This is a genomic window from Streptomyces pseudoechinosporeus (assembly GCF_054783935.1).
Genome location: NZ_BAAGPS010000024.1, coordinates 62,840 through 87,647 on the forward strand (window position 1 = coordinate 62,840; position 24,808 = coordinate 87,647).

A 24,808-nucleotide genomic window follows, 5' to 3' on the forward strand; every position below is an offset into this window, starting at 1 on the left:
CGGCTCTCGTCATACAGGGAAGGAACGGGCGGTGGCGGGACTGCTGACGCGGGTGCGGTCGTGGTCGTCGCTGCTCGCGGCGCATCCCGCGCGTGCGGTGGTGGTGGCATTCGCCGTCGTGGTGCTGGGCGGTGCGGTGCTGCTGACGCTGCCGATCGCCGCCGAGGACGGCTCCGCCACGGGCTTTGTGACGGCGTTGTTCACGTCCACCTCCGCGGTCTGCGTCACCGGTCTGGCGGTGGTCGACACGGGAACGTACTGGAGCGGCTTCGGTGAGGGTGTGATCCTCGCGCTGATCCAGGTGGGCGGCTTCGGGATCATGACGATGGCCTCGCTGCTGGCGCTGCTGGTCGCGGGCCGGCTGCGCCTGCGGCTGCAGCTGACCGCGCAGGCCGAGACGAAGAGCCTCGGCATCGGGGACGTACGCCGGGTGCTGCTCGGTGTCGCCGGTACGACACTGATCGTCGAGCTCGCGGTGAGCGCCGTCCTCGCGCTGCGTTTCCGCTACGGATACGGCAACGGCTTCGGCGAGGCGGCGTACCTGGGCTACTTCCATGCCGTGTCGGCGTTCAACAACGCCGGGTTCGGGCTGCACGCCGACAGCCTCACCCGCTATGCACAGGACGCCTGGGTCACGCTGCCGATCGCCGCCGCCGTGATCCTGGGCGGCATCGGCTTCCCCGTCATGCTGGAGCTGCTGCGCCACCGCAACCGGCGGCGGACGACCGGGCGCCGCAACTGGACGCTGCACACCAGGCTGACGCTGATCATGACGGCTGTCCTGCTGCTCACGGGGACCGTACTGACGTGCCTGCTGGAGTGGACGAATGCGGCGACGCTGGGCCCGCAGGGTGTGGCGCACAAGATCCTCAGTGGCTTCTTCCATTCGGCCATGTCGCGCACCGCCGGGTTCAACTCCCTGGACATCGGCGCCCTGCACGCCTCGACGCTGCTGATGACCTGCGTACTGATGTTCATCGGCGGCGGCAGCGCCGGAACCGCGGGCGGCATCAAGGTCACCACCTTCGCCGTCCTGCTCGCCGCGATCATCGCCGAGGTGCGCGGCGAGACCGCGTCCGCGGTGCTGGGCCGCCGCCTGGCCCCGCAGGTGCTGCGCCAGGCGCTGACCGTGGCGCTGCTGGGCATCGGCCTGGTCATCGCCTCCACGCTCGTCCTGCTCACGCTGACCGAGGAGCGTCTGGAGGCGGTGCTGTTCGAAGTGGTCTCCGCCTTCGCCACGGTGGGCCTGTCCACCGGCATCACCGCCGACCTGCCGGCGACCGGTCAACTGCTGCTGATCGCCCTGATGTTCGTCGGCCGCCTCGGCCCCATCACGCTCGTCTCGGCCCTCGCCCTGCGCGAGCGCACCCGCCGCTACGAACTGCCCGAGGAGCGACCCGTCATTGGCTAACTACCTGCACTCCCTGCGTCAGCGGCGCCGCAAGCGCCGCGCCGACACCCACGCCCGCGGCGGCGCCGACCAGCGCGTCGCCGTCATCGGCCTGGGGCGCTTCGGCTCCTCACTGGCCGGCGAGCTGATGCGGCGCGGCTGGGACGTCCTGGGGATCGACACCGACGCCCGGCTGGTGCAGAAGTACAGCGACAGCCTCACCCACGCCGCCGTCGCCGACTGCACCGACGCCGAAGCGCTGCATCAGCTCGGTGTCCACGAGTTCACCAGCGCCGTCGTCGCCATCGGTACGGACATCGAGGCGAGCATCCTGGTCAGCTCGAATCTGCTGGAGGCGGAGGTGCCCAACCTGTGGGCCAAGGCCATCAGCCGCCAGCACGGCCAGATCCTCGAACGCCTCGGGGTGCACCATGTCGTGCTGCCCGAGCACGACATGGGCGAACGCGTCGCCCACCTGGTCACCGGCCGGATGCTGGACTTCATCGAGTTCGACGACGACTACGCCCTGGTGAAGACCGTCGCCCCCGAGGTCGTCACCGACGTGCCGCTCGGCGAAAGCCGGGTCCGCGCCAGGTTCGGCGTCACGGTCGTCGGCATCAAGCGGCCCGGCGAGGGTTTCACGTACGCGACCGCCGACACCGTCGTCCAGAAGGGCGACGTCCTCATCGTCACCGGCAAGACCCACGCGGTGGAGTCCTTCGCCGAGTTGAGTTGAGGCTCAGCTCCGTGGTGTACGTACTTCGTCAACGAGCCGTACAGGATCCATCAAGCCGGCCGGAGGCGGTCGACGAACGCGACTCGCCGTGCGTTTCTATGGGGGAGCGGCAACCGCGTGCGGACAGCGACGGGTGAGGAGAGCGGTCATGGTGGAGTGGCACCCGCTGCGGACTCCCACCGTCAGGCCCGTGCCGGAGCCGGTGGCGACCGGCTTCGTCTGGATGGCGGCCTTCGCGGGATCCTTCCTCCTGGTGGCCGTGCTCGGTGCCGTCGGCGGACTGTCCAGCCCGTCCTTGGCGCTGGGGGCGTTGTGCGGGCTCGCGGTGTTGCTCGGGCTGCCCGCCCGTTTCCGCGCGGCGCCCGGTATCGCCCTCGTCTGTTGGCTGTTCCTCAACAACTTCGCCATCGCGCCCCGCGGTGAACTCACCTGGGATGGCCACCTCGATGCCGCCCGGCTCGTTCTGCTCCTGGCCGCCGCGTTCCTCGGCACGGTCGTCGCCCGGATCATGCACGCCCGCGGCGCCCACCACCGCGTCACCCCGAGGCGGGAGGGACAATGAGCAGTACGGCGACCGATATCCAGACAGGAGTCGATCGTGCGGGCACGTGATCTGGCAGTGGAGTACGAGACGGTCGGTCTCGACACCGACGCCCTGGAGGCGGCTCGGCTGATGGCCCGGCACCGGCTGCCCGCGCTCCTGGTGGTCGACGAGTCGGGCGCGCCGAAGGCGATCCTGCCGGCCTCCCAGATGATCAAGACCCTGGCCGACGCGATCGGTGACAACGAACTGGGCGGCTCCATGACGATGCTGGGTGCCTCCGCGGTCCTGTCGGGCATCGTCGACAACATTCCGTACGTCGCCACGATGGCGCCCATCACCAGTGACCTGGTCGAGAACATGGGCGGCGGCAGCGATCACGTCATGTGGTGGTCGCTGGCCCTGGGCGCCGACCTGGGCGGCAACGCCACCGCGATCGGCGCCTCCGCCAACGTCGTCGTCCTCGGCATCACCGAACGCAACCGCCAGCCCATCTCCTTCTGGCAGTTCACCAAGTACGGCCTGATCGTCACCGCGGTCACCGTGGCGTTCGCCCTCGCCTATGTGTGGCTGCGGTACTTCGCCCTCGCGTGACAAGCCCCCACGCATACGGCCCCGGGATCCGGGCACTCGTCGCGACTGCACGGAACTTCGGCGGGTGGGTGAGCACCATGCAGGCACACCTCAACTGGCATATCGACCTGGACATCGAGCGGTCCGACATCGAGAGCGAGGCGACCGCCACTCTGCGATTGCCCGACGCCACGCGGCTGACGACCCGCGGTCATGCCCGGCGCAATCCCAGCGATCCGGAACAGGACCGGGTCGGTGAGGAGCTCGCCGCGGCCAGGGCGCTCAACGACCTGGCCCGACGGCTGCTGCGCAAGGCCGCCCACGAGATCGAGGAGGCCACGCACGCCCCGGCCCACCCGCATCCATGACGCGGACTACTGACCGTGCCGGCCGCAGACCGCGTGGTCGATCAGGTCGATGGTGGCCTCGGCCTGCTGGATGAAGCGTTTCTCGTCGCTGAAGCGGGTGGTGAAGACGGCCGAGGCGGCCGAGACCTTGCCATCCGGGGTGACGGCGGCCTCGGAGAAGGTGCCGAAGGAAGTGCCGCCGTGGTGCCAGACCCCCTTGGGGCAGCCCTCGACCGGGCGCCACGCGATGCCGAGCCCGTAGCGGGCTTTGTCGCTACCAGCCTCGTCGGGCGCCGGCACGGTGGTGCGCATCTGCGCCAGTTGCTCGGAGCGCAGTAGTCGGCCGCTCATCAGGGCGCGTAGGAAGGTGTTCATGTCGTCGGTGGTGCTGACGATGCCGCCGTCCGCGCCGCTGGCCACGGCGAGCGTGGTGTCGGTGAGGTCGTCGCGGCCGGGGAACTGGACGTAGGCGGTGGCGGTGGGCCGGGGGACGTAGGACGAGGTGCCGAGGGTCATGGTGTGGCGCAGGCCAAGCGGCTCGATGACGCGGTCGTGGACTTCCTGCTCCCAGCGGTGACCGGTGGCCTTCTCGATGATCATCCCGGCCAGTACGTAGTTGGTGTTGGAGTACGCCCAGCGGGTCTCCGACCCCGGGTCCTCGGCGTCCGGCAGCCAGCCGGGGGCGCGTGACATGGCCAGCGCGACCTGCTCTTCGGGTGTGCTTACCGTGAAGCGCTGCTCGTGATAGCGCTCGGGCGTCAACTCGGCCGGATCGCCGAAGAGGATGTCCGTGTAGTCGACAAGACCGCTGGTGTGCTGAAGCAGATTGCGGACCGTGATGCGGCTGCCGTCGTTGCCGTTGCCGGCCACCACTCCGGGCAGCCACTGTTCGACGGTGTCGTCCAGGCTCAGGGTGCCCTCGGCGGCCAGTTGGAGGGCGACGACGGCCACGAAGGTCTTGGTGTCGCTGCCGATCCGGTAGTAGGCGTCGTACGGCACGGACCCGCCCCGCTTCAGATCGGCGACGCCGGACCTGACCGTCGTGTCCCGGCCTCCGGCGTCCCGCGCCCTGGCCACGAGTCCGGTGGCGCCGGTGTCCCGGACCGCGTCCGCGTCCCGCTGGAACTGGCCACCTGCCGCCCGCTCGGCGTCGGCGTCCCGGGCACCTGCGCCGGAGCCCAGCAGGGTGGTCGCCCCGATCGCGCCGACACCGGCCACCGCCAGCGTCACCCTCACCCATGCCGACCGGCTCAACCGCTCATGTGTCCTCGCTCCCATGCATCAGACGTTACGGGGCGCCAACTCCTCGGCCCATCCGGGCAACCCGAGCCTTCGGAGTGGGGCCATCCCCCGTTCCCAGCGGCTGTTGTCCCGACCCTCGGGGCGATCACGGCAGTGGCTGTTCGGTCCAGATGATCTTGCCGTTGGTGGTGTAGCGGGTTCCCCATCGCTCGGTGAGCTGGGCGACGAGGAAGAGGCCGCGCCCGCCCTCGTCCTCGTTCCTGGCGCTGCGCAGCCGGGGCGAGGTGCTGCTTCCGTCGGAGATCTCGCAGATCAGCGCCCGGTCGCGGAGCAGCCGCAGCTGGACGGGGCCGGTCGCGTGCCGGATGGCGTTGGTGACCAGTTCGCTGGCGATGAGTTCGGTGCTGAAGGCCAGTTCGTCGAGGCCCCAGGCGGTCAGCTGGTCGGTGACCGCCGCGCGGCAGCGGGAGACGACCGCCGGGTCGCTGGGCAGCTCCCACTGGGCGACCTGCTCGGGCCCCATCGCTTTCGTACGGGCGACGAGCAGGGCCACGTCGTCACTCGACCGGCTCGGGAGCAGGGCGTCGAGGACCGCCTCGCAGGTGTCCTCCGGGGCGCGGTCGGCATGGGCCAGGACGGTGCGGAGCGTGTCAAGGCCGGCGTCGATGTCCCGGTGCCGGTCCTCGATCAACCCGTCGGTGTACAGCACCAGTTGGCTGCCTTCGGCCAGTTCCAGCTCGACGGTCTCGAAGGGCAGCCCACCGAGACCGAGCGGCGGCCCCGAGGGAAGATCGACGAAGTCCACCGCTCCGTCGGGTCCGACGAGCGCGGGGACCGGGTGCCCGGCGCGGGTGAGGGTGCAGCGCCGGGACACCGGATCGTAGACGGCGTACAGGCAGGTGGCGCCGACGATTCCGGCGTCCGGCTGGGCGTTCTCCACGGCCCAGCCCTCGCCCCGGTCGAGCCGGCCGACCAGGTCGTCGAGATGGGTGAGGAGTTCGTCGGGCGGCAGGTCCAGGGCGCAGAAGTTGTGCACGGCGGTACGCAGCCGGCCCATGGTGGCGGCGGCGTGCAGGCCGTGGCCGACGACATCGCCGACGACCAGTGCGACCCGGGCGCCGGACAGCGGGATGACGTCGAACCAGTCGCCGCCCACCCCGGCCTGGGCGGGCAGATAGCGGTAGGCGATCTCGACGGCGTTCTGCTCGGAGCGGCCCCGGGGCAGCAGGCTGCGCTGCAGGGCGAGTGCGGTGTTGTGCTCGCGGGTGTAGCGGCGGGCGTTGTCGATGCAGATCGCCGCCCGGCCGACCAGCTCCTGCGCCAGGTAGAGGTCGTCGTCCTCGAAGGGGCTGGGTTTCTCGGAGCGGTAGAAGCTGACCACGCCGAGGGTGGTGCCGCGGGCCCGCAGCGGCATGGTGATCAGGGAGTGGATGCCGGCTTCCAGCACCCGTTCGAGCCGTGGCGGGTCCTGGGCGATCCAGCCGCCGGCCTCGGCCAGTACGGGTTCGAGTACGGGCTGCCCGCTCTCCAGGCAGCGCGCCTGCGGCGTGGAGGGGACGTACCGGACCGCATCGCCGACGCCGTACAGATGGGACTCCTCATGAACGGCGCCCATCGCGATCCGGCGCAGCGCGCTGTCTCCGCCGATCGGTTCCGGCTCCTCGCCGCGCAGTACGCATTCCGGCAGGTCTACGGCGGTGACGTCGGCGAACCGGGGAACGGTCACCTCCGCCAGTTCCTCCGCGGTGCGGGTGACGTCCAGGGTGGTGCCGATCCGGACGCCGGCGTCGTGCAGCAGCTCCAGCCGCCTGCGGGCGAGTACGGCCAGCCGGCCGACGCCGGGCTCGCCGACGAGCAGCGGCCAGCCGTCGGCTCCGGCTCCGTTGCCGTCCGTTCCGGCCCGGCCGCGGGGCGGCGGCCCGGCCGTGACAGGCGTCTGCGGGACGGCGGTACGTACGACGACCGGGGGCGTTCCGGCAGGACGCGACACCTGGGAAGCCGAGGCGACGGGCACGGTCGGGGCGTTCACCGGCGTCGAGCCGGCCGGCGTGGCCTGTGCGTCGAGTGCGGGATGACGCAGCCGGGGGCCGCCGAGAAGCCGGGCCTCGACAACCACGCCCGTCTCCCCCGCCGCTCCCCTGACCTGGCGACGCAGCAGGGTGGCGATCCGCCCGCCGGACAGGGGCACCTCGTCGAGGGTGCGGTTCGGGGAGGCGATGAGTTCCTCGGCCCTCTCCCGCAGCACGGCCAGGTCGGTCGGGCGGAGGTGACCGCCGTCGTCCGCGCTCCCGTGCCTCGAAGGCGCGTGCCCGGGCCGCCCGAGCCAGCCGCCGGCGCCGCCCGTGCCGTGGGAGGCCCGCCGGTACGCGGCGAGCAGCGCCCGCTCCCGTGCCGTGGCCTGCTCCAGCAGTCGTGTCTCTATGTCGCGGGCGGCTTCCCGGACCAGCCGCACCATGGCGGGGTCGCCGTTGTCGCGCAGGCAGGTGATGTCGAGGACGGCCTCGATGCGTCCGCTGAGCGGGTCCCGGACGGGCGCGCCCGCGCAGGCGAACGGCTGGAGGCAGTCGGCGAAGTGCTCACGGCCCACCACATAGCAGGGGCTCCGCTCCGCCAGCGCGGTGCCGACGCCGTTGGTGCCCGCGGTCTGCTCGGAGGCGTCGAAACCAGGAGCGAAGCTCACCGCGTCGAGACGTTCGCGCAAGTACCGGTCACCGTCGAGCCGCTGGACCATACGGGCCTGCGCGTCACAGAGGGCGACCGTCATGCCCACCTGGGTGAGCGCCACGGTCAGGTCCTTCAGCACCGGTTCGGCCGCGCGCAGGAAGCGTTCGTCCAGTGCCAGACCCGGCGCGTACGGGACCACGAGGCGGTGCGGCTCCACTCCCGCGGACCGGCTCCGCTTCCAGGAGTCGAGTACCGGACTCCGGACGTCCGAGTCGACCCGTACACCGGCCATAAAGCGCTCGTGGGCATCGACAAGTCCGCCGATGTCGTCCCAGGCGACGGACAACGGGATCACTTCCTCGCCTGGAGGCGGCCCCGTAGCGCACCGCTACTCGGCTCGCCGCCGAGGTGAGCCTCCAAGTGGTTTCACCCTAGACCTATTGTGATACAAGTCACAAGCTTGTCCGCCTATGGATCCAGTCCGGCCTTGGTGAAGTCCGGTGCGGCATGACGCGCCCCGTAAGGGGCGCGGGGCGTGACACTATGCGGCTCCGCCGCGATGGGGGTCCCCCCGCTCGAGCGAAGCCGAGAGTGGGGGAGCGACCAGCCCCCATCGGCCCGCGCCCGCGGCGGAGCCGCACATCGATAGGGCATCACCGTGCTTCCAGCGGAGCGCTTACGCACGCGCCAGTTCCGCCGCGCCGAACGAGACGTTGAAGCGGTCGCACCAGATGCTCACGCTCGTGTACGCGGCCGGGTCGGTGTCGGCGGGCAGGACGTAGTTCTGGTCGCCCTTGTTCCCCTTGAGCTTGCCGAGGCTCACGTACTTCCCGTCGTCGAAGACACCCCAGCCGGCCTTGCCCTCCTTGACCGGCGCGTCGGTCAACCACACCCGCAGATCAGGGCCGTTGCTGGTGTCGAGGTTCTCCAGCCGCAGTACGTGGGAGCCGTCGGCCAGCCGCAGCACCGTAGCCGTACCGGACGTCGTGTGCTCGTGACTGATCAGGTCGCCGCGCGCCAGCGTCTGGGGTCCGGCCGGTTCCGGTGGCGTGGAGGCGGCCTTCGAGGGTTCGGCAGCGGGGGGTTCGGCCGCGGGGTCCGGTGTGGCGGCAGCCGCGGGGAGGGACTCCTGCACGGTCTCGTCCTGCCACACCTTCCACGGCTGGAACCAGTACAGCCCCGCGCCGACCGCCACGACGGCCATCACCACGAAACCCGCGATCACCGGCCTGCTCAACACCCTGCGCACGCGCCTCACCCTGCCTTCCACAAGCTCAGAACATCTCGCCCTCATTCAATCCAACCGACGCCCCCACAACACCGATCAAGAGATGACGGAAGGCTTACGGCTGCGCTTGCTGAGGCCCGGAAGCGGGAGGAGGCTCGAAGAGAGAGGCCGTTCGCGGCCCGCTCCCCGCCGGGCCCCGGCCTTCGAAGACGGTCCACCAGGAGGTTCCTCATGGGCACAGCGGCAACCCCCGGCTTCGACACCGAAACTCTGCGCCGGGCCATCGAAGGCCAGAACGCGGAGGCACTCCTCGCGCTGTACGACGACAACGCCGATCTCCGCGTCGTCGACCGCAACACCCAGCCCAGCCACCCGAAGGTCATGCACGGTCGCGACCAGATCAGCGACATGCTCAACGATGTGTACAGCCGCGACATGACCCACAAGGTGGAACAGTGCGTCGTCCAGGGCGACCACCTCGCGTACACGGAGTCGTGCCAGTACCCCGACGGCGTCAAGGTCCTCGCCAGCTCGATGGTGGAGCTGCGGAACGGCAAGATCGTCGACCAGACACTGCTCCAGGAATGGGACGACGAGGGTTAGGAAGCGACGCACCGAGGGCCCGGGTCACTTCTCGTCCGACCCGGGCCCTCTCGGCTCTGGCAGGGTCGGTCGATGTCCGCCTACGGAGCGGGACTTACGCTCCCCCTACCCGCCACCACACCGGCCGCAGGACCCCCAGAAGCAGCTGTACGAGTTCGTCGACGACCTCGTCGAGCGTCGCGTCGACCCAGCCCGAACTCCAGTCGTGCAGCAGGCCGTTGACGCTGCCGATGAAGGCCGCGGCGGCGACGCGGTAGTCACGGGGTGCCGCCTCGCCGCGTTCGGCGGCGGCCTCGGCCTCGCCGCAGATGAAGTCGATCCAGCGGGAGCGGCGGGCCAGCCGCTGGCGTTCGAGACGAGGGCTGACGCCGATGATCTCGACGAAGGCGATGCGCAGGCGTCGCGGATCGCCGGTGACATTGCCGGCGTAGGCACGGAAGGCCGCGGTGGCGCGCTCATCGACCGGCCGGCCGTCCGCCTCGGCGAGTCCGGACAGGGCGGCTTCCTCGGCCCAGTCGTTGACCTGGAGGTGGAGGGCGGCCAGTACGTCCTCCAAGTTGCGGAATTCCTCGTAGAACTGACGGGTCGACAGCCCGGCGGCCTCGCTCAGGGCGGCGACGGTCGTGGCGCGGTAGCCGGGGCTGTCGCCGAAGAGCTGCAACCCGGCGTCCAGAAACCGTCGGCGTCGCTCGGCTTGCCGCTCCTGAGCGGATTTGCCGCCGTAGCGGCCGGTCGGCGCTTTGAGCTTGCCCGTCACTTGGGCCTCCCAGGTCTCACATGTCACTCAGGTGACCAAGTTTGTCGCCTTCGACGTCTTGTGGAGAGCGGCTTCGACTCCTTACTTTCCAGTAAGTAACTCTGAACGCCCGCGTATTCAGATTCCTCCTCCCGCACCCTTTGTCATGCGCCAAACAATCAGGAGTAGTCATGACTGCCTTCAAAGCCCGGCACGTCGGCTCCCTCGCAGCCGCCCTCGCCCTGACCGTCGCCGGGTCGGCGGCGGCCACGGCCAACACTCAGGACGCCTCCGGCAGCACCAGGAAAGCCGCCGCTGACCTGCGCGAGGTGATGTTCGTCGGCAACAACTGGGACGGCACCGCCGACGTCATCAAGTCCGGGGGCGACCTCGCGAAGATCGGCCGGATCAATGTCATCCCGGACAAGGAGGAGCGGATCGCGGAGATCAACGCCGACCCGATCAAGTGGATCTACTTCACCGCCATCCGCAACGGCGTCGGCGAGGGCCACGACCAGTACGTCGACGACATGTACTCCACGCCGGACGGCTCGGCCATGGTGGTCTCGCGGCCCAGCTTCGCCGATGTCGTCTCGATCGACCTCGCCACCGGGAAGATCAACTGGCGCTTCCCCGTGTCCGGTTACCGCTCCGACCACATGGCGGTCTCCCCCGACGGCAAGCGCGTCGCCGTGTCGGCCTCGATCTCCAACACCGTGCACGTCCTCGACATCGCCACCGGCAAGCAGCTCGGCTCGTTCAAGACCGGCGACAAGCCGCATGAGAACGTCTTCTCCGCGGACGGCAAGTACTTGTGGAACATGTCGATCGGGGACGTGAACACCAGCCTCGACGACTCGTGGCTGGACTGGACGAAGGGCGACCGCAAGATCACCGTCGTCGACGCGAACACGTACGAGCAGGTCAAGGTCATCGACATGCGCGAGCGGCTCGACGCCTTCGGGCGCTCGGACCTGTCCGACGCTGTACGTCCCGTCGCCTTCACCCCGGACGAGTCGAAGCTCTACTTCCAGGTCTCCTTCTTCAACGGCTTCGTCGAGTACGACGTCGCCACCGACAAGATCACCCGGGTGAAGACGCTGCCCAAGAACCCGGCGACCAGCGAGGACCGTACGACCTGGGTCAACGACTCGCGCCACCACGGCATGTCGATGAGCCCCAAGGGCGACAAGCTGTGCATCGCCGGGACGATGGATGACTACGCGACCGTCGTCGACCGCTCCACCCTCCAGGAGGGCCCGCTCGTCACCGCCTCGAAGCCCTACTGGGCCACCGTCAGCGGTGACGGCAAGTCCTGCGTGATCTCCGAGAGCGGCTCCGACCGGGTCACCTCCATCGACTTCGCCACGGGGCAGAAGACGGCGTCGGTGGAGGTCGGCGACCACCCTCAGCGCGTACGCCTGGCCAAGGTCCCGGCGGACTGGACGGGCCCGTCCGCCGGCTGACCTCAGCTCAACCGGCCTTTGATGCAGCCCAGTTCGCCAGCTCCGTCCGCGCGGCGCTCAGCAGCTCCGCGGACGGAGCCGTCGCGCCATTGGTGACCAGGGCGTAGTGCGTGCCCGAGTCGGGTGCGGTCAGGAGCAGTCGACGGCTGCCCGTCCCGCCCGGCTCGTTCGCGACCGCGATCGGGGTGGTCTTCGTGTACGAGGGCGGGGCCACCGTCGTACCGAGGTCCGAGACCACCGTGGTGGACGAGGTCGGGAAGGACGCGGGCAGGTGCAGTTCGGTGGGGGCCGAGCTGCCGTCGGAGCGCCACATGTGGAGGGCGTACTGGCCCGAGCCCACGAGCTCCTTCACCCGCGGGAGCGAGTCCGGCACCGGGTTCCACGTCAGGGTCGTGGAGCCGTCACGCGAACGGTCCTCGTACGTGAAGGCCACAGTGCTGCCCACGGTGGCGCTCGGGTAGACGCGGTCCAGGAGCCGTGCGTCCTGGCGCAGCACGGCCTTGCCGGAGTCGTCGAGGCGTACGGCGGACAGGTCCTCGTCGTTCCAGGCGTCGCCGTGGGTGAGCACCTTGTCGGGGTTGCCGTTCATCAGCTCCTTGTGGCGGCCGTTGTAGATGTCCCACTGCCACTGCGAACCGGAGAGCACCGGCCCGGACTCTGCGGGCTTGGACCACCAACTGGCGCCCGGCAGACGGGAGTCGAGGGCCTGGTACATCCCCTTGAGGACGGTCGGGGCCTTGTCGGAGACGCCCCCCGCCAGCGGATGGCCGAACTCGCTGATGATCCCCGCTGTGCCGGCCGCGGCGGCACGGTCACGCACCACCCCGAAGTCGGTGCTGTACTGACCGTCGCCCGCCTTGCCCGGCATGAAGATGCCCGAGATCGCCTTCTGGTCGTAGAAGTGCGTGTTGAAGACATAGTCCGGGCCTATTTTGCCCGCGTCGAGGAGGCCGCCCTCCTGCTTCTGGAAGTCGAGGTTGGCGTTCCAGAAGAGGTTCGGTTCCACGAAGGCGGGCTTGTCCTGCCAGCCGGCCGCGTCCATCCGGGCGCGGAACTTCTCGTAGAACGGCCACAGGACGTCCTTCTCCCAGGCGCGGCTGCTCTGCCCGGAGTCCAGCGTGCCCGGGTGCGGTTCGTTGTACGGGTCGAAGCCGATGACGCCCGCGAACTGGGCGTCGGTCAGGTTCTGTTCGACGTACGCCATGGTCTTCTGGGCGGTGGTGAGGAAGGCGTCCTGGAGGCCGTGCTCGTTGTGCCAGAAGTCGTAACCCGCCTGCTTCACGGCCTCGTTCTGGGTGATGTTCTGGCCCCAGAAGGGACAGATCCCGCAGTACTCGTCCGGGTAGTTCCCGGCGTCGACGGCCCACTTGGGGGCGCCGTCGCCGGTGTACCAGCTGTCCGGGTCGAAGAGGTGGCGCGAGTAGAGGTCCTGGTGGAAGTCCGGGTACACCCGGATCCCGGCGTCGAGGAAGGCACCCATCTGGCCGGTGACGGCGGCGAGATACTCGGCGCTGACCTTGCCGCGTTCGGGTTCGGCGTACGCCCAGGAGAGCAGGAAGCGGACCGAGTTGCCGCCGCCCAGCGCCCGTAGCGCGGTCGCGGACTTCTTGGCGTCGGCGACCGAGGCGAAGGGCAGGCCGTTGTTCTCCGCCAGTTTCGTCTCGCCGGAGACGTTGTAGCCGCGCAGCACCACCTCGCGGCCGAGGCCGTCGGTGAAGCGGCCGTTCTTGACCGTGAGGGTGGCCGCGGCGGGTCCGTCGAACCAGAGGTCGTCGGGGAGAGCGGTGGCGCGCTGGGCGCCCGCCGTGGTCAGCAGGCCGGTGAGCAGCAGGAACACACCGAGCACAGGCATACGCAATCGGAACATGTCCGTCATCTTTGACATGTTCAGTACGTTCGCAACGCTTCAGCGGCCCGTCAACACCTCTGACTCCAGAGTAAGTACCCAATTTACTCGGGAGTAAGTGACCTTTCTCTCAAGGGGAGTTCGCCTTCACCCCCCGACACGTCGCGTCACGTTGAGTAGGTACTCCTTCCGGTCCAGGGGGTTGTGATCGGTCCGCGGTCGCTCAGGGAGCGCGCCTCGGGCGACCGGTGCGTAGTGGTCGAAGGCGGTCTCCAACTCGCCCTCGCCACGGGTCAACGCCGGGAGTTGCTGCTCCAGTTGGTGTACCCGGGCCGCCGGGATCCGGCCCTCAAGGACGGACGCCGTTCCCCGTGCCTGAGTCGTCTGCGGTACGGCGCGCAGCTTCGCCAGGACGGGCAGCACCGCGCCCAGCGTGTCCGCCGGGGCCTCAAGCCGGAAGGCGTGCATCGGCTCGTGCACCAGAGTGCCCGCCCGCCGCAGCGCGTCCATCAGCACCAGCGGCGTCAGTCCGCGGAAGTCCGCGCCCGTGCTCGACATGCTCTTGTCGAAGCCCTGGTGCGCATGGCTCTGCCGCGGCGAGTAGCCGGAGTGCGTCATGGTGAGGACGCAGTCGGTGACCTGCCAGCCGTGCAGCCCCTGGCCGAGCGTCTCGCGCACCGTGTCCTCGACGGCCTTGAAGAAGGCGTACGGCATCGACCCCAGCTCGACCTCCAGCCGGAACTCCACGCCGGAACCGACCGGCGCCGGGTCGACACGCAGTCCGACGGTCGCGAGAAACGGGTTCGGGTCCTTGCCGTTGAACTCGACGGCCGCACCGGTGCCGACCGGCCGCTCGATGCAGAGTGGCGTCGTCTCGCGGAAGCCGACGTCGAGGCCGAACTCGTCGGCCAGCGTGGCCTGGATGACCTCCTTCTGCACCTCCCCGTACAGGGACACCGAGATCTCCTGCCGGATCTCGTCCTGCCGCAGGTTGATCAGCGGGTCCTGCTCGGCGAGTTGGGTGAGCGCGAGATGCAGGGCGCCCTTGTCGGACTGGTCGCGGGGCACGACGACGGTTTCCAGGGTCGGCGGCGAGAAGTAGTGCTCGGCCGACCCCTTCCGCGGTACGCCGAGGGTGTCGCCGATACGGATGTCGGTCAGCCCCCACAGCTTGCCGATCCGGCCCGCGGGCACCTCACCGTCCCGGAGGTCAGAGCCCTGGTCGAAGATGGTGATGCCGGTGACCTTCCCGTCCTCGCCGTCGCCGAAGGCCACGCGGTCGCGCGTGCGCAGCGTGCCCGAGAACATCCGCGCGTACGCGATCTTCTCCCCCGCCGGTCCGCGCTCGACCTTGAAGACGGTGCCCGAGACCGGACCGTCCGCGTCCCCCTCGGCCGAGGGCAGCAACTCCCGGATCCCGCCGATGAGTTCATCGACCCCCGCGCCCGTGACGGCCGAGCCGAAGAACACCGGGTACACCAGTGACTGCCCGGTCTGCGCGGCGAGTTCGGTGCGCAGCCGGTCCTGCGAGACGGATGTCTCGTCGTCGACGTACGCGGCCAGCAGTGCGTCGTCGTGCTCGGCGAGCAGTTCGAGCAGGCGTGACGGGAGAGGGGCGTACGGGGTGAAGTGGGCGTCCCGGGTGCTCAGTTCGCGGACCTGGCCCATCGGGACGATGGCCGGGGTGAGCCGCGTGGAGATGCTCTCCAGCAGGTCGGCATAGCGCGCTCCGGCGCGGTCGATCTTGTTCACGAAGATCAGCGTCGGAATGCGCAGCCTTTGCAGGGTCCGCATGAGGACGCGGGTCTGCGCCTGTACGCCCTCCACGGCCGAGATCACCAGGACCGCGCCGTCGAGCACGCTCAGTACCCGTTCGACCTCGGCGATGAAGTCGGGGTGGCCCGGGGTGTCGATCAGGTTGACCGTCACGTCGTCGATCGCGAAGGAGACGACGGCGGACTTGATCGTGATGCCGCGCTGCCGCTCCAGCGCGAGGGTGTCCGTCTGTGTACTGCCGTCGTCGACGCTGCCGATCTCGTCGATGACCCCGACGGTGTGCAGGAGCCGCTCGGTGAGGCTCGTCTTACCGGCGTCTACGTGCGCGAGAATTCCCAAGTTCAGCGAGTGCACCTGGCGTCATGTCCTTTGAAGTGAGGGGGATTCCTTCCTGGGGGGACATGAACGCTGCTCGCATCGCTGCTCCTTGATCTTCCGGACGGCTCGTCTCCCGTAGTGCAGCAGGCGCCCGTAAGCAACGGCAACGGATTAACGCTCAACAAGACCTGCCGCAGCACTCGCCGCCCTCGTGACGCGGTCATAGAGTGACGTGCATCACGTCCGGTGGCTGATTTCCCTCGCGTTCCTTGGGAGGGCACATGACCCGAATCTCGGTGACGGGAGGTCGGCCGCGCCCGGCCCCGTAAGGAGGACGCCCGGCTGATCACCGGCCAGACCAACTGGACGGACAACATCAACGTCAGCGGGCTGCTGCACCTGGCGATTCTGCGCAGCCCCATGGCGCACGCCCGTACCGACCGAATCGACGTCTCGCCCGCGCTCGAGCGGCCGGGTGTGATCGCTGCGTTCAGCGGCGGTGATCTCGCGGAGGGGATGGGATCGCTGCCGTGCGCGTGGCCGGTGACCGAGGACATCGTGCTGCCCGACCACCCGCCGATCGCCGTCGACGAGGTGCGCTACGCGGGCGATCCGGTGGCGGTCGTGGTGGCCCGCGACCGGTACGCCGCGGCGGCCGCCTCCGCGGTCCTCGCCGTCCTGAGGCGGCTCAGGCGTCGTCGCGGAAGTCGGCGGTAAGCGCGCCGTCTGCCGAATTACGGGGCGGCAGCCGGTGCAGGCGTACGTCCGTCAGCCGGCCGCCGTCCACGAGCGCGGTCATGTACGTGCAGTGCGGCTGGCGTCGGCGGTCGGTGGGTGAGCCGGGGTTGAGCAGGCGCAGGCCGGTCGGTGCCGTGGTGTCCCAGGGGATGTGACTGTGCCCGAAGACGAGGACGTCGAGGTCGGGGTAGCGGGCGGCGCAGCGGCGTTCGCGGCCGGCGGCGGCGCCGGTCTCGTGGACGACGCCGAGGCGCAGGCCGTCCAGTTCGGCGCTGGCCACTTCGGGCAGGCGGGCCCTGAGTTCGGGGCCGTCGTTGTTGCCGTACACGCCGATCAGCCGCTGCGACCGGCTTTCCAGGAGGTCGAGGGTGGCGGCGTCCACCCAGTCGCCTGCGTGGATCACGACGTCGGCGCGCGGGAGTTCGGCGAGGAGCGGTGCCGGGAGTTCCTTGGCGCGCTTGGGGAGGTGGGTGTCGGACATCAGCAGGAGGCGGAGCACGCCTCAAAGCGTAGGCCGGTCAGGGGGCGTACGGCTCAGTCCAGGGCGATCTCGCTCCAGACCTGCTTGCCGCCGCTGACCGGGACCGTTCCCCAGGCCGCCGACAGGGCCTCGACCAGGAGGATGCCCCGGCCGCCGGTTGCCTCCCAGCCGATGCTGGTGGGCTTGATGGGTGTACGGGGTGAGATGTCGGCGACCGCGACGCGGAAACGGTTGTTGATGAGGGTGAGGTCGAGGCGGACCTGGCCGTCGGTGTGCACGAGCGCGTTGGTGACCAGTTCGGAGACGACCAGCAGGATGGCGTCGGTCTGCTGGGTCACGCCCCAGGCTCGTAGGGTGCGCCGGGTGAAGCGGCGGGCGTGTCCGACGGCCTGGGGTACGCGCCATACCGTCCAGCTGTCGCGTTCGGGCCGCAGCGCCATGCCGTCGTAGCGCATGAGCAGCAGGGCGACGTCGTCGCTGCGGTTGGCGTAGGTGAGCAGGGTGTCGGCCACGAGTCCGAGGTGGGTGGGGTCGGAGGCCGCCATCTGGTCGGCCATGCGGCGCAGGCCGTCCTCTAGGTCGAGTTCGGCGGACTCGACGAGACCGTCCGTGGTCAGTGCCAGCAGCGCACCGGGGCGCAGCGGTATCTCGGTCATCGGGAAGTCGGCCTGGGTGACGACGCCGAGCGGGGGTCCGCCCTCCGTGACCACGATCTCGGTGCTGCCGTCGGGGTGGCGCAGGACCGGGGGCAGATGTCCGGCCCGTACGCACCAGGCCGTGCCCTCCTCCATGTCGACGTCGACGTAGGCGCAGGTGGCGAAGAGGTCGGTCTCCATGTCCATGAGCAGCCGGTTGGCGTGCGAGACCACCACGTCCGGGGGGTGCCCTTCGACGGCGTACGCGCGCAGGGCGGTGCGCATCTGGCCCATGAGGGTCGCGGCTCCGGCGTTGTGCCCCTGGACGTCGCCGATGACGAGGGCGACGTGGTTGTTCGGCAGCGGGATCACGTCGTACCAGTCGCCGCCGACCTCCAGGCCCGCGGTGGTGGGCAGGTAGCGGGCGACGGCGACCGCGCCGGGCAGGGTGGGCAGCCGGCGTGGGAGCAGGGTGCGCTGGAGCGTGCCGACCAGTTCGTGTTCGGCGTCGAAGGCGTGGGCGCGCATCAGGGCCTGGCCCGCGAGCCCGGCGGAGGCGGTGAGCATGGCGCGCTCGTCGGCGCCGAAGACGTGCGGGGCGTCCCAGCCGATCAGACAGGCACCGGCCATGCGTCCGCCGGCCGGCAGCGGCAGGACGGCGAGGCCGCCGGGCCCGACATCGGCGAGCGCGGGTTCCAGCGGTGTCCCGGCGGGCCAGATCGCGGCGCGGCCCTCACGCAGGGCGGCGGCCAGGGTCGGCATGGTGCGTACGGGCGCGTCGGGCCACTCCGAGCGCCATTCGGTGCGCCACACCTCGGGCCAGGCCTCCGGCTCGGGCGGGTCCAGGACGGTGACGACGAGTCGGTCGCCCTCCAGTTCGGCCAGCGCGATCCGGTCGGCCAGCAGCGGCTGGCGCAGGGCGGCGACGACGGCCTGGCTGACGTCGCGGACGGTGCCCGCGCTGGCGAGGGCGGCGGCGAGGCGCTGGACGCGGGCCACCTCGTTGACGCCGGACCGCAGTTTCGAGGCGTCCGCGACGGTGCCCACGAGCCGGTCCGGGCCCCCGTCACCGGCGATCAGCAGCCGTCCGCGCAGCCTGAGCCACCTCTGCTCCCCGGAGGGCCGCCGGATACGGAACTCCAGCTCGCGGTCGCCGATGGACATGTGGTCCGCCTCCACCACGGACATCAGCGAGGGCAGGTCCTCCGGCACGGTCATGCCCAGCAGGGTCTCGACCTTGCCGTCGAAGTCCTCGCGGCCGATGCCGAACAGCTCCAGTGTCTCGTCGTCGACCTCGACGCGCCCGGTGTCCATGGCCAGGCTGAACGAGCTGCGGGGCAAGGCGTCCTCGGCATCCTGCGGCGGGGGCCGGGCCGACTCCGGGCAGACCATGGCGTCGGTCAGCAGCCGGAGGCACTGCCGGTCCTCGGTGTCGAAGCCGCCGGGACTGTCGCTCACGGCGAGCAGACAGCCGCCGTCACGCGGAGCACGGGGCAGCGGCAGTGCGGCCAGCCAGAAGTCCCCCATGGACGTCCGCCGGGTGTCGGGGCCCACGGCGAGTTCCTTGGGGCCGAGCCACTGGGGCTGTCCGAGGCGGTACGCGTCCACCGCGGGCGAGCCGTCGGCGAGCGGATAGCTGTCGCGCAGCCCGTACAGGGTCCGCGGTACGCCCGCCGACTCCACCAGGCTCAGCCCGTCGTCCTCCTCCGGCGCGTACACGGCGGCGACGACCGCGCCGCTGAAGACGAGGGCCAGCTCGATGACGCTGCGTAGCCGCTCGCGGGAGCCGGGCTCCGCCTGGAGAGTCTTGAGGGCAAGTTCGGCACGCAACGTTCTCCTTCTGCGTCCGGCGCCGCCCTCACTGACCACGTCCGCAATTACAGCGCGTCCTGGACGCTTGCGCAGCCCCTGCGACCGTCCGGGGATCCCGGGCCCGGACCAGGCGGCGGTATGCGGCGATATGTGGACCGGTCGTCACCCTGGGTACTCCCTGTGCGGGAACCGCGCGCAAGGAGGAGCCTTGACGCCTGGGGCTGCTTCACAGCTGCCGTGGGAGGAGGTGGTCGGCGTGTCCGACCAGACATCCGGACGGCAGTCGGAGCGCCCGGCGGCACCGGTCGGCCGGCCGCTGCTGTCGCTGACGCTGGCCGCGATCATGGACGACGTCGGCGCCCACTCCGGCGCCGTCTATCTGCTGACCCCGGGAGAGCAGGTCCTCGAGATGGCCGTGATGGCCGGTCTGCCGCGGGCCTTCGCGGCGCCCTGGGAGCGGGTGGGGCTGAGCGCGCCGGTACCGGTGGCGAAGGCGGCGCGCGACCGGCGGCTCGTCTGGGTCGGCGGCGAGGAGGACATGGCCCGCGACTATCCGCGGATCGCCGTGGTCCTGCCGTATCCCTTCGCGCTGGCCTCGGTGCCGGTGGCGACCGAGCGTGCCGTGTACGGGGCGATCTTCGTGACCTGGCCGGGCACTCGTCCGGCGGAGCTGTCCGACCGGGAGCGGGACCATCTCACCGCCGCCTGCGGTCGGCTCGCGCTGCGCCTTGAGCGGGCCGCCGAGGAGGGCCACCCGGTGCGCCCCGAGCCGGATCTGCTCGCCCCGGCATCGGCGGCGACCGTCTCGGGGACGCTCGGCGCCGTGGAGGCCGTACGGATGGTGGCGCGGCTGCCGTACGGGCTGTGCGCGCTCGATCTGCACGGCCGGATCAGCTTCGCCAACGCGGCGGCGGGCGAGTTGCTCGGCCTTCCGGTCAGCGCTCTGCTGGGCTCGCACCTGTGGGCGTGCTTGCCGTGGCTGAACGACCCGGTCTTCGAGGACCGCTACCGTGCCGCGCTGTTCGGCCAGCAGGTGACGTCGTTCGTGGCGCTGCGCCCACCGGCCGACCGGCTGTCGTTCCGGCTGTATCCCAGTACGAACGGGCTGAGTCTGCGGATCTCCCGGGCGCGGGCGGCGGACGCGGCCGGCCGCACCGAGCAGCGGCCCGAGGACGGTGCCGGGGGCGGTGGCTCGCGGCTCGTCACCATCTCGCACGTCCTGAACCTGACCGGCGCGCTCACCCAGGCGGTCGGCGTCCAGGATGTGGTGCAGCTGGTGGCGGACGAGATCGCGCCCGCCGTCGGCAGCCAGGCACTGGTCCTGCTCGGCTCGCAGGGCGGCCGGCTGCATGTGCTCGGGCACCGCGGCTATCCGGACCCGCATGCCGTGGAGCGGTTCGACGGGATGCCGCTCACCGCGCAGACCCCCGGGACCCACACGCTGACCAGCGGTGTGCCCGCATTCTTCGAGTCCCGCCGACAGCTGGACCGCCTCTATCCGGGGCTGCCTTCGGCGGCCGGCGACATGAAGGCCTGGGCGTTTCTGCCGCTGATCGCGTCCGGCCGGCCGGTGGGCACCTGTGTCCTCGCGTACGCCGAACCGCATCCCTTCCCCGCCGACGAACGTGCCGTGCTGACCAGCCTCAGCGGACTGATCGCGCAGGCACTGGAGCGGGCGCGGCTGTACGACGTGAAGCACCAGCTGGCGCACGGCCTGCAGGCGGCTCTGCTGCCGCACTCGCTGCCCTCGCTCCCCGGCGTCGAGGCCGCCGCCCGTTATCTGCCCGCCACCCGGGACATGGAGATCGGCGGCGACTTCTATGATCTGGTGCCGACGTCCGGCGGAGCCGTCGCGGTGATCGGGGACGTACAGGGCCACAACGTCACCGCCGCCGGGCTGATGGGACAGATCCGTACCGCCGTACGCGCGTACACGACCGTCGGCCAGCCGCCCGAGGAGGTCATGAGCAGCACCAACCGGCTGCTGATCGACCTGGGCAGCGATCTCTTCGTCAGCTGCGTCTATCTGCGTCTGGATCCCGCGCACGGCGAGGCCGTGATGGCCCGGGCCGGACATCCGCCGCCCCTGCTGCGAAGGCCCGACGGGCAGGTTCGGGTGCTCGATCTGGCCGGCGGGCCGCTGCTGGGGATCGACGCGGCTGCCACGTATCCGACGACTCGGGTGTCGCTCGCCCCCGGGTCCGTACTCGCCCTCTACACCGACGGGTTGATCGAGTCCCCCGGTGTCGACATCGAGGACGCGCTGGCCGGGCTCGCGGGGCGGCTCACCGAGATCGGCGACCAGCCGCTTCAGGAGCTGGCCGACGCGCTCGTACGGCACAGCGGGACGGAGCGGGAGCGGGTTGACGACGTGGCGCTGCTGCTGCTCCGTGCGACGGCGTTCCGCGGCGGCGCTCCGCTGGAGACCGGTGATTAACCTGCGGGACGGTGGGGGCTGGTCGCGCCCACGCGGCGGAGCCGCACATTGATACAGCCCCGCGCCCCTAAAAGAGGCCTGCGGCCTCCCGAGGGGCGCGGTACCGCACACGCAACGCGGGGCGGTCCGGCTCTCCCGCCGGAGAGCCGGACCTCCCCACCACGGCCGCTGTGAACGTACGGCCGGAATCTGCGGCGCGTCAGCCTGTCAGGCCCGCGATCAGACCGGCTTCTTCGTCGGCATCCGCTTCTTCACCGGTACCGGTTTCTTCACCAGCGCCAGCCTCTTCACCAGCGCCCGCTTCCTCACCGGCACCGGCCTCTTCACCGGCGCCCGCGCCATCGCCACCGGCTTCCTCACCGGCACCGCCGTCGCCGATCGTCGCGCCGACGGCTTCAAGGGCGGTGGTGACCGGCTGGAAGAAGGTCTCGCCGCCGACGGTGCAGTCGCCGCTGCCGCCGGAGGTCAGGCCGATCGCGCTGTTCTCGTTGAACAGCGAGCCGCCGCTGTCGCCCGGCTCGGCGCAGACGTCGGTCTGGATCAGACCGGTGACCGTGCCCTCCGCGTAGTTCACGGTGGCGTTGAGGGCGGTGACCGTGCCGGAGTCCTGGCCGGTGGTGCTGCCCATCCGGGTGACCGGCATACCGACCTCGGCCTCCGCGGCCTGCGCGATGTCGACCTGCTCGGCGCCGAGGTTCACCGTGCTGGGCGCCTCGGTGGCCGGGTCGTCGTAGTTGACGAGCCCGAAGTCGCCCTCACCGGGGAACGTGGCGGTGGCGGCGTCCGTCGTGCCGATCGGTGCGCCCCCCTCCTCCTCCGACCACTCGGCGGCCGCGACAACACAGTGACCCGCGGTCAGGAACGCGGGGTTGCCCTCGGAGTTGGTGACGTTGAAGCCGAGCGAGCAACGCGCCCCGCCACCGAAGATGGCGTCGCCGCCCGCGGCGAACGTCTTGAACTCACCGGCGGACCTCTTGACGGACGCCATGTCCCCGCCGAGCGACTCGACCGTCGACTCCAGCTGGTCCCAGTTCGAGCCCGTGACCGTGCTGTCGGCGGTGACCTGGATCTTGTTGGTCCTCGGGTCGACGGACCAGGCCGTACCGGGGATGGTGGCCTCGGACTTCAAGGTCTGCTCGGCGGCCTTGAGTTCGGACATGCTGTTGTCGACTTCGCGTACGACCGCGCCCGCCTGCTCGGCCCCGACGATGACGTTGTTGTTGTCGCCCACGACGTTAATGATGAGCTGCTGCTTGTCCTCGTCGTAGTACGAGCCGGCGAACGCCTCACCGAGCAGCGCCTCCAGCTGCGAGGACAGATCCGAAGCCTGTGCGGCATTGACCGTCTTGGGGGCGGCGGAGCTGGTTCCTTCATCCTGGGACGCCATCGCGTTGGGCAGTATCAGTGCCGCCGCTCCGAGCGCCGCCACGCTGCCCGCAGCTATTACGGCCTTGCGCTTTGGTGTTCGCTTGTGACTCAACTTCTTGACCTCCTGTGGGGACGGGGTCCGCGCTGCCGCTCGGCAGCTGATGGCGGCGCCTGGATGCCGACTGGTACGGATGCGGCGCGTGGGGTGTTCAACTCCCTTGCCGAACTTCCTCGTTCACTCGCCCTCCGCTACCGCGAAGTGACAGCGCGTTCCTGCGAGCAACCGGAATCCCGGCTTCAGGAAATCTGCACACCGATTACGCAGCCGGGTCACGGCCGGTGGCGAATCTGCACAGCGGACCGGCGCGCGCCGCCTCATTGGTTCGGGAGTGCCCGATTCGCCAGTACGTCCGCAAGGGCATCGGAGCGATCACACCGGGGTTCGTGTGAAGAAGTCGCTACCGAGCCGTGCGCAGGCGTGCACGCTTGGGCTTCTTCGGGCCGCAAATGCCCTGATCACATGGGCCGTTGATTGGAAGCGCGGCGCGGCAGCGTGCTTTGATCCTTCGCACCGCAGGGTCACCCCACGGTTCCCGGCAACGGGTGCCTGATACCTGCGGACGCGGCCGACCATCTGTCCCCCAGAGGGGGCCGCTCCCCCCTTGTGAATACCAATAGGAAGGGAAGTTCCATCATGAACTCCACCCCCCAGGTCGAGACCGTCGAGATCTCTGACGCCGACCTCGACACCGTCTCCGGCGGTCTGTCCGTCAACGCCCTGGGCACCGTCACCGGCGCGCTGGACTCCGTTGCCCCGGTCTCGGGCATCGTGGACACCGTCGTCGGCACCGTCGAGGGCACGACCGGCCTGAACACCGCCCCGGTCACCGGCCTGGTCGCCGGTCTCTGATCGCATCAGCGTGCCGTGAGTCCCGGAACCGCATCCCGGTTCCGGGGCTTCCGGATGCCGTGAACCAGTCAGTCGTACGGCAGCCGTTCACCGATCCCGTACGAACCGATCCCGTACGTCCTGTCGTCCGCAGGTGAGGGAAAGTCCCCGTGCAGTTCCGCCAACAGGCCCTCGCCAAGCTCCAGTCACCGGAGGAGCTCGACCTTCCGGTGCGCTTCGCCCGACCGCAGGGCTGGCTCGTGCTGTCCGTGACGGTGGTCGTGATGGCCGCCGCCTCCGTCTGGGCCGTCACGGGATCCGTCGCCTCCACGGTGACCGCGCCCGCCATCCTCACGCACGGGCAGGGCAGTTACGTCCTGCAGAGCCCCGTCTCCGGCCAGGTCACCGCGGTCCTCGCCGAGCAGGGCCAGCGGCTCGCCGCCGACGCCCCCGTACTGAAGGTCCGTACGGCGAAGGGCGAGACGGTCGTCCGCACCGTCGCCGCGGGCCGGGTCAACGCCCTCGCCGCCACGATGGGCGCCATCATCCAGACCGGCGCGAACGTCGCCTCCGTCGAGAAGGTCGCAGGCGCCAAAGACCCGCTGTTCGCGACGGTGTACGTGCCCGCCGAGAACGCCGCCACGATTCCCGACGACGCGGCCGTGGACCTCACCGTCCAGTCGGTGCCCACGCAGGAGTACGGAGTACTGCGCGGCCAGGTGAAGAAGGTCGACCGGAACGCCCAGACGCCGCAGCAGATCAGCGCCTTCCTCGGCGACGGCCAGCTGGGCGAGCAGTTCACCAAGGACGGCAGGCCGGTGGCCGTGCTGGTCCGGCTCGACCGTTCGTCGGGCACGAAGTCCGGCTACAAGTGGTCGTCCGCGGAGGGCCCGCCGTTCCGGCTCGACTCCATGACCATGGCCTCCGGCTCGATCCGGATGGCCGATGAGCGTCCGATCGATTGGCTGCTGCCGTGACCGCC

General features: G+C 70.2%; 19 protein-coding genes and 1 pseudogene. 11 read left to right on the forward strand and 9 right to left on the reverse strand.

The window, feature by feature from the left end; translation table 11 throughout:
• Nucleotides 1-31 precede the first annotated feature (31 nt).
• The 5 genes from ACYVO6_RS25700 (at nt 32) to ACYVO6_RS25720 (ending at nt 3,608) form a co-directional block, all read left to right on the forward strand.
• Nucleotides 32-1,411: a TrkH family potassium uptake protein gene (locus ACYVO6_RS25700; protein ID WP_461065004.1), complete on the forward strand. Its 1,380-nt coding sequence runs from the start codon at nt 32-34 to the stop codon at nt 1,409-1,411.
• The gene (locus ACYVO6_RS25705; RefSeq protein WP_461065006.1) at nt 1,404-2,126 is read left to right on the forward strand and encodes a potassium channel family protein; all 723 of its coding nucleotides are present in this window, start codon (nt 1,404-1,406) and stop codon (nt 2,124-2,126) included. Before ACYVO6_RS25700 ends, ACYVO6_RS25705 begins: the two co-directional genes overlap by 8 nt.
• 148 nt (nt 2,127-2,274) lie before the next feature.
• Nucleotides 2,275-2,688, forward strand: coding sequence for a hypothetical protein (locus tag ACYVO6_RS25710; RefSeq protein ID WP_461065008.1), 414 nt, complete (start codon nt 2,275-2,277; stop codon nt 2,686-2,688).
• 36 nt (nt 2,689-2,724) lie between these two features.
• Nucleotides 2,725-3,261 (forward strand): SLC13 family permease, encoded by a 537-nt coding sequence (locus ACYVO6_RS25715; protein WP_461065010.1) that lies wholly within the window; start codon nt 2,725-2,727, stop codon nt 3,259-3,261.
• A 77-nt stretch (nt 3,262-3,338) separates the two neighbouring features.
• Nucleotides 3,339-3,608, forward strand: a complete 270-nt coding sequence (locus tag ACYVO6_RS25720; protein ID WP_461065469.1) for a DUF1876 domain-containing protein — start codon at nt 3,339-3,341, stop codon at nt 3,606-3,608.
• A 6-nt stretch (nt 3,609-3,614) separates the two neighbouring features.
• On the opposite strand, the gene ACYVO6_RS25725 is transcribed toward ACYVO6_RS25720, so the two are convergent.
• The 3 genes from ACYVO6_RS25725 to ACYVO6_RS25735 form a co-directional block, all read right to left on the reverse strand.
• The gene (locus ACYVO6_RS25725; RefSeq protein WP_461065012.1) at nt 3,615-4,865 is read right to left on the reverse strand and encodes a serine hydrolase domain-containing protein; all 1,251 of its coding nucleotides are present in this window, start codon (nt 4,863-4,865) and stop codon (nt 3,615-3,617) included.
• A 109-nt stretch (nt 4,866-4,974) separates the two neighbouring features.
• Complete coding sequence (locus ACYVO6_RS25730; protein WP_461065014.1) at nt 4,975-7,848, reverse strand: SpoIIE family protein phosphatase; 2,874 nt, start codon at nt 7,846-7,848, stop codon at nt 4,975-4,977.
• Between the two features lie 321 nt (nt 7,849-8,169).
• Nucleotides 8,170-8,751, reverse strand: coding sequence for a DM13 domain-containing protein (locus ACYVO6_RS25735; RefSeq protein WP_461065016.1), 582 nt, complete (start codon nt 8,749-8,751; stop codon nt 8,170-8,172).
• Nucleotides 8,752-8,952: 201 nt separating this feature from the next.
• Between ACYVO6_RS25735 and ACYVO6_RS25740 the strand changes: the two genes are divergently transcribed.
• A complete protein-coding gene (locus ACYVO6_RS25740) occupies nt 8,953-9,324 on the forward strand; it encodes a nuclear transport factor 2 family protein (protein WP_461065018.1) in 372 nt (123 codons plus the stop codon).
• A gap of 94 nt (nt 9,325-9,418) precedes the next feature.
• Here the strand turns inward: ACYVO6_RS25740 and ACYVO6_RS25745 are convergent, their stop codons facing one another.
• Entirely contained in the window at nt 9,419-10,081 is a 663-nt protein-coding gene (locus ACYVO6_RS25745; RefSeq protein ID WP_461065020.1) for a TetR/AcrR family transcriptional regulator, read from the reverse strand.
• Nucleotides 10,082-10,251: 170 nt separating this feature from the next.
• Between ACYVO6_RS25745 and ACYVO6_RS25750 the strand changes: the two genes are divergently transcribed.
• Nucleotides 10,252-11,526 (forward strand): YncE family protein, encoded by a 1,275-nt coding sequence (locus ACYVO6_RS25750; RefSeq protein WP_461065022.1) that lies wholly within the window; start codon nt 10,252-10,254, stop codon nt 11,524-11,526.
• Nucleotides 11,527-11,533: 7 nt separating this feature from the next.
• On the opposite strand, the gene ACYVO6_RS25755 is transcribed toward ACYVO6_RS25750, so the two are convergent.
• Nucleotides 11,534-13,411 (reverse strand): endoglycosylceramidase, encoded by a 1,878-nt coding sequence (locus ACYVO6_RS25755; protein ID WP_461065024.1) that lies wholly within the window; start codon nt 13,409-13,411, stop codon nt 11,534-11,536.
• Nucleotides 13,412-13,519: 108 nt separating this feature from the next.
• A complete protein-coding gene (locus ACYVO6_RS25760; RefSeq protein ID WP_461065026.1) occupies nt 13,520-15,502 on the reverse strand; it encodes a GTP-binding protein in 1,983 nt (660 codons plus the stop codon).
• Nucleotides 15,503-15,808: 306 nt separating this feature from the next.
• On the opposite strand from ACYVO6_RS25760, the pseudogene ACYVO6_RS25765 reads away from it, so the two are divergent.
• Nucleotides 15,809-16,144: pseudogene (locus ACYVO6_RS25765) on the forward strand (xanthine dehydrogenase family protein molybdopterin-binding subunit); the annotation flags it as partial.
• Between the two features lie 10 nt (nt 16,145-16,154).
• On the opposite strand, the gene ACYVO6_RS25770 reads toward ACYVO6_RS25765, so the two are convergent.
• Together ACYVO6_RS25770 and ACYVO6_RS25775 are read right to left on the reverse strand one after the other, a co-directional pair.
• Entirely contained in the window at nt 16,155-16,703 is a 549-nt protein-coding gene (locus ACYVO6_RS25770; protein WP_461065028.1) for a metallophosphoesterase family protein, read from the reverse strand.
• Between the two features lie 35 nt (nt 16,704-16,738).
• Nucleotides 16,739-19,189, reverse strand: coding sequence for a SpoIIE family protein phosphatase (locus tag ACYVO6_RS25775; protein WP_461065030.1), 2,451 nt, complete (start codon nt 19,187-19,189; stop codon nt 16,739-16,741).
• A gap of 190 nt (nt 19,190-19,379) precedes the next feature.
• Here ACYVO6_RS25775 and ACYVO6_RS25780 point away from each other — a divergent pair, with 190 nt between their 5' ends.
• Nucleotides 19,380-21,569, forward strand: coding sequence for a SpoIIE family protein phosphatase (locus ACYVO6_RS25780; protein ID WP_461065471.1), 2,190 nt, complete (start codon nt 19,380-19,382; stop codon nt 21,567-21,569).
• A 199-nt stretch (nt 21,570-21,768) separates the two neighbouring features.
• Here ACYVO6_RS25780 and ACYVO6_RS25785 read toward each other — a convergent pair whose 3' ends face one another.
• Nucleotides 21,769-23,049, reverse strand: coding sequence for a S1 family peptidase (locus ACYVO6_RS25785; RefSeq protein ID WP_461065032.1), 1,281 nt, complete (start codon nt 23,047-23,049; stop codon nt 21,769-21,771).
• A gap of 582 nt (nt 23,050-23,631) precedes the next feature.
• Between ACYVO6_RS25785 and ACYVO6_RS25790 the strand changes: the two genes are divergently transcribed.
• Both ACYVO6_RS25790 and ACYVO6_RS25795 read left to right on the forward strand, forming a co-directional pair.
• On the forward strand, nt 23,632-23,847 hold the full coding sequence (locus ACYVO6_RS25790; protein ID WP_461065034.1) for a type A2 lantipeptide: 216 nt from the start codon (nt 23,632-23,634) through the stop codon (nt 23,845-23,847).
• Between the two features lie 149 nt (nt 23,848-23,996).
• Entirely contained in the window at nt 23,997-24,803 is an 807-nt protein-coding gene (locus ACYVO6_RS25795; RefSeq protein WP_461065036.1) for an HlyD family efflux transporter periplasmic adaptor subunit, read from the forward strand.
• The last annotated feature ends 5 nt before the right edge of the window (nt 24,804-24,808 follow it).